Source organism: Streptomyces phytophilus (genome assembly GCF_013870535.1).
Taxonomy (GTDB): domain Bacteria; phylum Actinomycetota; class Actinomycetes; order Streptomycetales; family Streptomycetaceae; genus Streptomyces; species Streptomyces phytophilus.
Window position 1 is genome coordinate 1 of the sequence record NZ_JACBXC010000094.1, and the last position, 10659, is coordinate 10659.

Annotated in this window: 8 protein-coding genes; 7 read left to right on the forward strand and 1 reads right to left on the reverse strand. The window is 71.8% G+C overall.

Going from position 1 to position 10659, the window contains the following annotated elements; all coding sequences use genetic code 11:
* Positions 1–142: helix-turn-helix domain-containing protein (locus H5J30_RS08100; protein WP_181786471.1), on the reverse strand; the 142-nt coding region annotated here is incomplete at its 3' end.
* 101 nt (positions 143–243) lie between these two features.
* Between H5J30_RS08100 and H5J30_RS08105 the strand changes: the two genes are divergently transcribed.
* The 7 genes from H5J30_RS08105 to H5J30_RS08135 form a co-directional block, all read left to right on the forward strand.
* Entirely contained in the window at positions 244–1248 is a 1005-nt protein-coding gene (locus H5J30_RS08105) for an MDR family NADP-dependent oxidoreductase (RefSeq protein ID WP_181786472.1), read from the forward strand.
* 131 nt (positions 1249–1379) lie between these two features.
* The gene (locus H5J30_RS08110; RefSeq protein ID WP_181786473.1) at positions 1380–2684 is read left to right on the forward strand and encodes an ABC transporter substrate-binding protein; all 1305 of its coding nucleotides are present in this window, start codon (positions 1380–1382) and stop codon (positions 2682–2684) included.
* A complete protein-coding gene (locus H5J30_RS08115; RefSeq protein WP_181786474.1) occupies positions 2681–3691 on the forward strand; it encodes a carbohydrate ABC transporter permease in 1011 nt (336 codons plus the stop codon). The genes H5J30_RS08110 and H5J30_RS08115 overlap by 4 nt, the downstream gene beginning before the upstream one ends.
* A 53-nt stretch (positions 3692–3744) precedes the next feature.
* Positions 3745–4509 (forward strand): carbohydrate ABC transporter permease, encoded by a 765-nt coding sequence (locus tag H5J30_RS08120; RefSeq protein ID WP_051102953.1) that lies wholly within the window; start codon positions 3745–3747, stop codon positions 4507–4509.
* Positions 4510–4536: 27 nt separating this feature from the next.
* Positions 4537–6819 (forward strand): alpha-xylosidase, encoded by a 2283-nt coding sequence (gene yicI / locus H5J30_RS08125; protein WP_181786475.1) that lies wholly within the window; start codon positions 4537–4539, stop codon positions 6817–6819.
* 16 nt (positions 6820–6835) lie between these two features.
* A complete protein-coding gene (locus H5J30_RS08130; protein ID WP_258563181.1) occupies positions 6836–7876 on the forward strand; it encodes a LacI family DNA-binding transcriptional regulator in 1041 nt (346 codons plus the stop codon).
* 101 nt (positions 7877–7977) lie between these two features.
* Positions 7978–10659, forward strand: a 2682-nt coding sequence (locus H5J30_RS08135; protein ID WP_181786476.1) for a glycoside hydrolase family 3 C-terminal domain-containing protein, incomplete at its 3' end; no start/stop codon positions are given.

A 10659-nucleotide genomic window follows, 5' to 3' on the forward strand; every position in this document is an offset into this window, starting at 1 on the left:
CGGACTGGGTCAGCCCGAGGGCCCTGGCCGCCGCCGAGAACCCGCGCTCGCGAGCGACGGCGACGAGGATGCGCAGCTCGTGCGGGGCGAGGTCGGCGGCGGCCGCACCGGGTGCGGACGCTCGCGGAGCTGCGCCTGCCATAGGGGTTCCACCTGCTTCTATGAGGGTTCTTCATGGATCGGGCCGGGCCATGAGCACAACCCTCTCCCCGGCGTCCGTATTTCCTCCGTACGGTCACGGCCATGACCGACACCGCGCTCACCGTGCACCAGACCGCCCGCCCCCGCGGATTCCCCACCCCCGGCCACTTCGCGTTCGTGGAGTCCGCGGTGCCGGCGCCCGGACCGGGAACGGCGCTGGTGGAGAACCTGTACTGGTCGGTGGACCCGTACCACCGCGAGATGATGGACGGGGACTTCACGCTCGACGCCCCGCTGGAGGGCCGCACGATCGGCCGGGTCGTGCACTCCCGCCACCCGTCGCTCCGCGAGGGCGGGATCGTCTTCCACCGGCTGGGCTGGCGCACCCACGCCGTCGTCACCCCCGACCAGGCGCGGCCCGTCCCCCGCTTCGAGGGGGTACCGCTCTCCGCGCACCTGGGCATCCTCGGCGGCACCGGCCTGACCGCCTACGTCGGTCTGACCCGCATCGCCGAACTCCGCGAGGGCCAGGACGTGTTCGTCTCGGCGGCGGGCGGCGGCGTGGGCACGGCCACCGGGCGGCTCGCCCGGCTGATGGGCGCGGGCCGGCTGGTCGGCAGCACGGGCAGGGCGTCGAAGGCCGCCCACCTGACCGAACACGTCGGCTACGACGAGGTCTTCGACTACCACGCCGGTCCGGTGGCCGGGTTGCTCGCCGGGGCGGCACCCGACGGGATCGACCTCTACCTGGACAACGTCGGCGGCGAGCACCTCGAAGCGGCGATCTCCTCGCTGCGGGAGTACGGGCGGATCGTACGGATCGGCACGCTCGCCCAGTACAACAGCACCGGCACCCCCTACGCGCTGCGCAACCTTCCGGACATCGTCGAGAAGAGCCTGCGCATGGAGGGGTTCCTGGTCCGCAACCACGGCCACGTACAGAAGGAGTTGTACGAGTTCGTCGTGCCGCACCTGCAGAGCGGGCGCGTCGGCCTCGACGAGACCGTGGTCGACGGCTTCGGCCGCATCGTCGATGCGTTCCTGGGGATGCTCCGGGGCGAGAACCAGGGCAAGATCATCGTACGGGCGGCCGGGACGGCCGTCTGACGGCCACCGCCACCCCTTTTGTCAACGCCATTGACATACCCCCGGGTCCTCCCTACCTTCCTCCGTCGAAGCGCTTCGACACCCCTCATCGAATCGATTCGACGAGGCCGAATCTCCCACGGAGGCAGTGGATGTTGAAGGCACGGAGAAGGGCGCGCCTGCTGGCTGCCGCCCTGGCGGGAGCCCTGTCGCTGAGCACGCTCGCCGCGTGCGGCGGTTCCGACGGCGGGGGTTCCGGCGACGGCAAGACCCTCCGGCTCTGGCACTACGAGGGCCCCGACAGCGCCATGGGCAAGGCGTGGGCCGAGGCCGTCGAGGAGTTCGAGAAGAGCCACCCCGGAGTGAAGGTCGAGTTCGAGGAGAAGGGCTTCGAGCAGATCCAGAAGACCGCCCCGCAGGTCCTCAACTCCGACCAGGCGCCCGACCTGATGGAGTACAACAAGGGCAACGCCACCACCGGCCAGCTCTCCCGCCAGGGCCTGCTGACGGACCTCAGCGAGGAGGCGGAGAAGCGCGGCTGGGCCGACGCCGTGCCGCCGACCGTCGCGACCACCAGCCGGTACGACGAGAGCGGCGTGATGGGCTCCGGCGCCTGGTACGGCATCCCCAACTACGCCGAGTTCACGATGGTCTACTACAACAAGGACCTCTTCGCCGAACACGGCGTCGAGGTCCCGACCACGTTCGCGGAGCTGGAGGACGCGCTCGCGACGTTCAAGGACGCCGGGCTCACCCCGTTCGCCAACGCCGGCGCCGAGTACATGGCGCAGCAGTACCTCTACCAGCTCGCGCTCAGCCGCGCCGACAAGGCGTGGGTCGACTCCTTCCAGATGGGCGGCGAGACCGACTTCTCCGACGCCGCCTGGACCTACGCCGCCGAGACCTTCGCCGACTGGGTCGACAAGGGCTACGTCGCCGAGAACTCCTCCGGCACCAAGGCCGAGGACGCCGGCGTCTCCTTCATCCAGGGCAAGCACCCGATGCTCTTCTCCGGCAGCTGGTGGTTCGGCCGCTTCCAGGCGGAGGTGCAGAAGTTCGACTGGGACACCTTCCTGTGGCCCGAGAGCGACCTGACCCTCGGCTCCGGCGGCAACCTGTGGGTGGTCCCGGAGGGCGCCGAGAACAAGGAGCTGGCGTACGACTTCATCGACATCACGATGAAGAAGGGCATCCAGAACATCCTCGGCGACAACGGCGGCGTCCCGATCGCGGCCGACCCCGCCGCGATCACCGACCCGAAGTCGAAGGCCCTCATCGAGGACTACACGGCGCTCGCCGAGGGCGACGGCCTCGCCTACTACCCGGACTGGCCGGCCAACGGCTTCTACGACTCCATGACCTCCGAGACGCAGAAGCTGATCACCGGCAGCGCGGAGCCCGGCGACGTACTGGAGTCGCTCCAGGCCGAGTACGACGAGAACGTGCTGAAGGAATGAGCGCCCCGACCACCGCGGTCTCCAAGGGCGCGGCCCGCGCCGCCGGCGGGAGCGGAACCCCCTCCCGCCGGCGGTGGCGGAGGAGCCGGGCGGACCGTACGGGCCGTGCGCGCCGGACGGCCACCGAGGGCTCGTACGCGCTCTACCTGCTGCCCGGCGCGCTGGCGTTCCTCGTCGTCATCATCGTGCCGTTCGCGATGAACACCGGGATCAGCTTCACCGACTGGAGCGGCGTCGGCACCCCCGACTTCACCGGTCTGGAGAACTACGACCGGCTCGTCGGCGACGAGGACTTCTGGGAGTCGTTCCGGCACAGCCTGGCGATGGTCGCGGCGATGGCGCTGGTCCCGACCGCGCTCGGGCTGGTGCTGGCCTCGGCGCTCTTCGACTTCGTCGGCCGGCACGCCGGCAGCCGCTGGGTGGCGGTGCTGCGCGCCTGCTTCTACCTGCCGCAGGTGCTGCCAATCGCGGTCGCCGGCATCGTGTGGAGCTGGATCCTGGCGCCGGAGAGCGGCTCCCTCAACGAACTCCTGGGCGCCGTCGGGCTCGACGGGCTCCAGCAGGACTGGCTGGGCGACCCGGACTGGGCGCTGTACAGCGTGATGGCCGTGATGGTGTGGGTGCAGATCGGCTTCCCGCTGGTGATCTTCATGTCCGGGCTCCAGCGCGTCGACCCGGCGCTGCACGAGGCGGCGGAGCTGGACGGTGCGGGCTGGTGGCGGCGGTTCTGGCACGTGACGCTGCCCCAGCTGCGGCCGGAGATCGCGGTGGTGCTGCTGTGGTGCACGATCGCGGCGCTGAAGGTCTTCGGCATGGTGTACGTCCTGACCGGCGGCGGCCCGGGCGGGGCGACGAACGTCCCGTCGTACTTCGCGTACCAGAACTTCTTCGAGAACTTCCAGGCCGGCTACGGCGCCGCGATCTCCACCGTCCTCACCGTGCTGATCCTGGTGCTGGCCGTCGTCGCCCTGAAGCTCCAGACGAGGGCGGAGGACGAGAACTCGTGACCCCGGTCAGGAAGTACCCCGTGCTCGTGGCGCTGGTGCTGGGCGCGGCGTTCATGGTGCTGCCGTTCCTCGTGGTGCTGATGAACGCGGTGAAGTCGCCGGAGGAGTACAGCAGCGACGGGCCGCTGAGCATGCCCGACGGCGTGTATCTGGACGGGCTCGCGGACTTCTGGGAGCGCGTCGACTTCGGGCAGAAGCTGTGGAACTCCGTGCTGATCTCCGGCTCGGTGGCGGTGCTCGCCGTCGTGCTGTCGGTGCTCAGCGCGTACGCCATCGGCATCGGCCGGATCCGCGGGCGGCCGTACGTGCTGGCGTTCTTCGTGCTGGCGAACATGCTGCCGCAGGAGGCGCTGGTCTACCCGCTGTACTACCTGTCGAAGGAGGCGGGCCTGTACGACACCCGGCTGAGCGTGGTGATCGTCTTCACCGTCGTGCAGTCCGCCTTCGGCACGTACCTGCTGGCGTCGGTGCTCGGCGGGTTCCCGCGCGAGGTGATCGAGGCGGCGCGGATCGACGGGGCAAGCAAGTGGCAGGTGCTGTGGCGGGTGGTGGTGCCCGTCAGCCGGCCGACGATCGGCGTGCTGATGGTGCTGTTCTTCATCTGGACGTGGAACGAGTTCCTGCTGCCGCTGGTCATGCTCGTCTCGGACGACAACCAGACCGTGTCCGTCGCCCTCGGCGTGCTCCAGGGCCAGCGGGACATGGACGCCACGATGACGAACGCCGCCGCCCTGCTGGGCGTGCTGCCGGCGATCGCGTTCTTCCTGATCTTCCAGCGGACCCTGACCCGCGGCATCGCCGCGGGCGCGGTCAAGTGATCCCCCGTTGATTCCGAGAGGCTGCGCATGAAGTTCACCGACGGCTACTGGATGCTGCGCCCGGGTGTCCGTGCCGCGTACCCCGTCGAGGTGCTCGACGTCACCGCCGGGGACGGCACGCTGGACGTGCACGCGCCGACCCAGCCCATCCGGCACCGCGGCGACCTGCTGAAAGGCCCGGTCATGACGGTCTCCTGCCACTCCCCCATGCCCGACGTGATCGGCGTGACCCTCACCCACTTCGACGGCGGCACGGACGCCGGGCCCCGCTTCCGCCTCGCGGACTCCGACGCCCATGCGCAGGTCTCGTACGACGACGAGCACGCCCTGCTCACCGCCGGCAGCCTCGCCCTGCGGGTGGCGCGCGGCGGCCCGTGGCGGCTGGACTTCCTCACCGCCGACGGGATGCGGCCGCTGACGTCCTCCGGCCCCAAGGGCATGGCGATCGTGGAGACCGACGCCCCCGGCGGCGGCCCGGCGCGGCACTACCTGCGCGAGCAGCTCGGGCTCACCGTCGGCACCCACGTCTACGGGCTGGGCGAGCGCTTCGGGCCGCTGGTCAAGAACGGCCAGGTGGTGGACATCTGGAACGCGGACGGCGGCACGGCCACCGAGCAGGCGTACAAGAACGTGCCGTTCTACCTCACCGACGCCGGCTACGGCGTCTTCGTCGACCACCCCGGGCGGGTGTCGCTGGAGGTGGGCTCGGAGGCGGTGTCGCGGGTGCAGTTCAGTGTCGAGGGGCAGGAGTTGACGTACTACGTCATCCACGGGCCGACGCCGAAGGAGATCCTGCGCAAGTACACGGCGCTGACCGGCCGGCCCGCGCTGCCGCCGGCCTGGTCGTTCGGGCTGTGGCTGTCGACGTCGTTCACGACCTCGTACGACGAGGAGACCGTCACCTCCTTCATCGACGGGATGGCCGAGCGGGACCTGCCGCTGTCCGTCTTCCACTTCGACTGCTTCTGGATGCGCGAGTTCCACTGGTGCGACTTCGAGTGGGACCCGCGGGTCTTCCCCGACCCGGCGGGGATGCTGCGGCGGCTGAAGGAGCGGGGGCTGAAGATCTGCGTGTGGATCAACCCGTACATCGCGCAGCGCTCCCCGCTGTTCGCCGAGGGCCGCGACGCCGGCCACCTGCTGCGCAGGCCGGACGGCGGGGTGTGGCAGTGGGACCTGTGGCAGCCGGGGATGGCGCTGGTGGACTTCACCGACCCGGACGCACGCGCCTGGTACGCGGGCAAGCTCGCGGCGCTGCTCGACATGGGCGTGGACTGCTTCAAGACGGACTTCGGCGAGCGGGTGCCCACCGACGTCGCGTACTTCGACGGCTCCGACCCGGAGCGGATGCACAACTACTACACGTACCTCTACAACGAGACGGTCTTCGACGTGCTGAAGAAGCACCGCGGCGAGGGCGAGGCGGTGGTCTTCGCGCGCTCGGCGACGGCCGGCAGCCAGCAGTTCCCGGTGCACTGGGGCGGGGACTGCGAGTCGACGTACGAGGCGATGGCGGAGTCGCTGCGCGGCGGGCTCTCGCTGGGGATGTCGGGCTTCGGCTACTGGAGCCACGACATCGGCGGCTTCGAGGGCACGCCGTCGCCGGCGCTGTTCAAGCGGTGGATCGCCTTCGGGCTGCTGTCGTCGCACAGCCGGCTGCACGGCTCGTCGTCCTACCGGGTGCCGTGGCTCTTCGACGAGGAGGCCGTGGACGTACTGAGGGTGTTCACCAGGCTGAAGCTGCGGCTGATGCCGTATCTGGACGCGGTGGCGCGCGAGGCGCACGAGTCGGGGGTGCCGATGATGCGGCCGATGGCGCTGGAGTTCCCGGACGACCGGGCGTGCACGCACCTGGAGCGGCAGTACATGCTCGGGCCCGACCTGCTGGTGGCACCGGTGTTCAGCGACGGGGGCGAGGTCTCGTACTACGTCCCGGAGGGCACGTGGACGCAGCTGCTGAGCGGCGAGGAGGTGCGCGGGCCGCGGTGGGTGCGGGAGCGGCACGGCTTCGCGAGCGCGCCGGTGCTGGTGCGCCCGGGCGCGGTGCTGCCGGTGGGGGCGGTGGACGACCGGCCGGACTACGACTACGCGGACGGGGTGACGCTGCGGGCGTACGGGCTGCGGCCGGGGGCGCGGGTGGAGGTGCCGGTCGGGGGCACGGTGTTCACGGTGGTGTGCGAGGGCGGCACGGTACGGGCGTCGGCGGGGGGCACGTCCGGGGCGGTGAAGCCGTGGGCGCTGGAGGTCGCGGGCGGCCCCACGGTGCGCGCGGACGCGGGCCGGGGCGTCGTCGTGGCGGAGCTGGGCTAGGGTCCGGCTGTCCGGCATGTCGAACGGCCGGCGCGGCGAGCAGGGGGAGTTGATGGTCAAGATCACCGATGTGGCCCGGCACGCGGGGGTGTCGCCGAGCACCGTCTCGTACGCGCTCAGCGGCAAGCGCCCGATCTCCGAGGAGACCCGGCAGCGCATCGAGGCCAGCATCCGCGAGCTGGGCTACCGTCCGCACGCCGGCGCCCGCGCGCTCGCGAGCAGCAGGTCCAACGTGCTGGCGCTGGTCGTCCCGTTCCGCAGCGGGATCCATGTGCCGGTGGTCATGCAGTTCGCGGTGTCGGTGGTGACGACGGCGCGGCAGCACGACCACGACGTGCTGCTGCTCACCCAGGAGGAGGGCGAGGAGGGGCTGCGGCGGGTGGCGGACACGGCGCTGGTCGACGCGCTGATCGTCATGGACGTGCAGCTGCACGACGCCCGGCTGCCGCTGCTGCGGGCCCTGGACCGGCCCTCGGTGCTCATCGGCTTCCCCGCCGAGCCCGCCGGACTGACCTGCATCGACCTGGACTTCGCGGCGGCGGGCGGGGCGTGCGTGACGCATCTGGCGGAGCTGGGGCACCGGTGCGTGGCGCTGGTCGGCTCGCCGCCGGAGGTGTACCTGCGCCGGACGGGCTTCGCGCAGCGCGTCACGCAGGGCTTCACCGCGGCGGCCGACGAGCGCGGGCTGACGTCGACGGTGCACCCGTGCGAGGCGACGCCGGCGGCGGCGCAGGCGATGGCGGAGCGGCTGCTGCGGGAGCACCCGGAGCTGACCGGGGTCGTGGTGCACAACGAGCCGGTGGTGCAGCCGCTCATCGACGCGTTCAGACGGCTCGGGCTGCGGGTGCCGGAGGACCTGTCGGTGGTGGCGATCTGCCCGGACGAGCTGGCGGAGCAGGCGCCGCTGCCGATCTCGTCGGTGGCGGTGCCGTCCGCGCGGATCGGGGCGCGGGCCGTGGAGCTGCTGATGCGCAAGCTCGACGGCCTGGAGGTGCCGGAGGCGACGATGCTGCCGCCGTGGCTGACCCGGCGGGCGACGACGGCGCCGCGGACCTAGGGCACAGAGCCCAGCCGCCCCGGGGCCGCGCGCTACGGAACGGAGCAACTCACTCATCTCGTAGTCGAAGCGATTCGACTGGATCAGAAGGAGTCGCGCACGTGAAACGAAGAACAGTTCTCGCCGTCCCGCTGGCAGTCCCCTTCGCCGCGGCGCTCACCGGCACCGCCGCGGCCGCACCGCAGGCCGCGGCCACCGCAGGCAAGGTCCGCGAGCTGCTCGCCCGGCTCACCCTGGACGAGAAGATCTCCCTCCTCCACCAGTGGCAACCCGCCATCCCCCGGCTCGGGATGAAGGCGTTCCGCACCGGCACCGAGGCCCTGCACGGCCTGGCCTGGCTCGGCCCCGCCACCGCCTTCCCCCAGGCCGTCGGCCTGGCCGCCACCTGGAACCCGGCGCTGATCCGCGAGGTCGGCGAGGCCGTCGGCGACGAGGTGCGCGGGCTCCAGCACGAACGCCCCGCCGGCTGGGGCCTGAACGTGTGGGCCCCGGTGGTCAACCTGCTGCGCGACCCGCGCTGGGGCCGCAACGAGGAGGGCTACTCCGAGGATCCGTACCTCACCGGCGTGATCTCCACCGCCTACGCGGGCGGGCTCACCGGCGGCGACCCCGACAACCTCAAGACGGCGCCCCTGGTCAAGCACTACCTGGCCAACAACAACGAGATACGCCGCGACCAGACCTCCTCCGACCTGCGCCCGCGGGTGCTCAAGGAGTACGAGGAGCCGGCGTACCGGGCGGCGATCTCCGCCGACGCGGCGTGCGGCGTCATGACCGCGTACAACCTCGTCAACGGCCGCCCCTGCACGGTCACCGACCTGAACACCTCGGTACGCACCTGGACCGGCCGCACCCTGCTCAACGTCACCGACGCCTGGGCCCCCAACAACCTCCCGGCGACCGGCTCGCAGAAGTACTTCGACACCCTCGCCGAGGCCGACGCCGCCATCCTCAGGGCCGGTGTCGACAGCTTCACCACCGACGACACCGACGGCGGCCCGACCGCCGCCGCCGTCCGGGAGGCGCTGGCCGAGGGCCTGCTCACCGAGGCGGACGTCGACACCGCCGTACGGCACATCCTCGACATCCGCGCCCGCCTCGGCGACTTCGCCGCGGACGGCGGCCCGTACGGGCACCTCGACAAGACCGCCATCGACAGCCCCGCGCACCGCAGGCTCGCCCGCCGCACCGCCGCCGAGGCCGTCGTGCTGCTGAAGAACGACGGCGGCGCGCTGCCGCTCGACGCCCGTACGCTGCGGAAGGTCGCGGTCGTCGGCCCGCTGGCCGACACGCTGTACACCGACTGGTACTCGGGCACCCTGCCGTACGCGATCACGCCGCTGCAGGGCATCGCCGACCACCTCGGCGCGGACGGCGGCGCGGCGGAGGTGACCACCAGCGAGGCCGTCGACCGCGTGGCGCTGAGGAACGCGAGCACCGGCCGCTACGTCACCGCAGGCCGCGGCGACGAGGGCGCGGCGCTGGCCGAGAGCGCGGCGGCGGCGGGCGAGACCGAGCAGTTCGACGTCTTCGGCTGGGGAGAGGGCATCGTCACACTGCGGGCCGTCGCCAACGGCAAGGTCGTCGGCATGCGCGACCCGGACGGCGAAGGGCCCGAGGGCTACCGGTTCCTCAACGACCAGGACCAGCCCAACGGCTGGTTCGTCTCGCAGCTGTTCCGGCCGGAGGAGCAGGACGACGGCACGGTGGTGCTGCGCTACGCCGGGTACGAGAACTGGCTCGGCGACGCCGTCTACCTGCGCGCCCGGGACGAGGACGGCGGCCTCGTCCTCGGCACCGCCGCCGAGGCGTCCCGCTACGTCGTCGAAACGCTTCGCGACGGCATCGGCGAGGCGGTGGCCGCGGCGCGCGCCGCGGAGGTCGCGGTCGTCGTGGTCGGCTCGATGCCGTTCATCAACGCCCGCGAGACCGACGACCGCGAGGACATGGGCCTGGCCGCCACCCAGGCCGCGCTGGTACGCGCCGTACTCGCCGCCAACCCCAGGACCGTCGTCGTGGTCGAGAACAGCTACCCCACGACGCTGACCTGGGAGCAGGAGCACGTCCCGGCGCTGGTGTGGACGACCCACGCGGGCCAGGAGACGGGCCGGGCGCTCGCGGACGTGCTGTTCGGGGACGTGAACCCGGCGGGCCGGCTGACCCAGACCTGGTACCGGTCGGCCGGCGACCTGCCGCCGATCCTGGAGTACGACAACATCAAGTACGAGCGCACGTACCAGTACTTCACCGGCGACGTGCTCTACCCCTTCGGCCACGGCCTGTCCTACACCGCCTTCCGCTACGGCCGCGCGCGGCTGCTGCGCGGCGCCGTCGCGGTGGCGGTCACCAACACCGGCCGGCGCACGGGCGCGGAGGTCGTGCAGCTCTACACGCGCCAGCGCAGCTCGCGGGTGAAGCAGCCGCTGAAGAAGCTCCAGGCGTTCGCGAAGGTGTCGCTGCGGCCCGGCGAGACGCGGACGGTGACGCTGCCGCTGGCGCGCGAGGCGCTGGCGCACTGGGACGTCACCCGGGAGCGCTGGGTGGTGGAGCGCAGCACGTACGACGTGCTCGTCGGCGCCTCGTCCGGGGACATCAGGGCGCGGGCGGAGCTGGCCGTCGACGGCGAGACGGTGCCGCCGCGGGACCTCGCGCGTACGACGCGGGCGGAGAACTTCGACGACTACGCGGGCGTGCGGCTGGTCGACGAGTCGAAGGCGCGGGGCACGGCGGTGGGCGCGGAGTCGGCGGGCGCGTGGCTGCTGTTCGCGGACGCGGACCTGCGG

Bases quoted from the DNA above. Each gene is read 5' to 3' on its own strand.
- H5J30_RS08105 (WP_181786472.1), top strand. From the start codon at position 244: ATGACCGACACCGCGCTCACCGTGCACCAGACCGCCCGCCCCCGCGGA.
- H5J30_RS08110 (WP_181786473.1), top strand. From the start codon at position 1,380: ATGTTGAAGGCACGGAGAAGGGCGCGCCTGCTGGCTGCCGCCCTGGCG.
- H5J30_RS08115 (WP_181786474.1), top strand. From the start codon at position 2,681: ATGAGCGCCCCGACCACCGCGGTCTCCAAGGGCGCGGCCCGCGCCGCC.
- H5J30_RS08120 (WP_051102953.1), top strand. From the start codon at position 3,745: ATGGTGCTGCCGTTCCTCGTGGTGCTGATGAACGCGGTGAAGTCGCCG.
- yicI (WP_181786475.1), top strand. From the start codon at position 4,537: ATGAAGTTCACCGACGGCTACTGGATGCTGCGCCCGGGTGTCCGTGCC.
- H5J30_RS08130 (WP_258563181.1), top strand. From the start codon at position 6,836: ATGTCGAACGGCCGGCGCGGCGAGCAGGGGGAGTTGATGGTCAAGATC.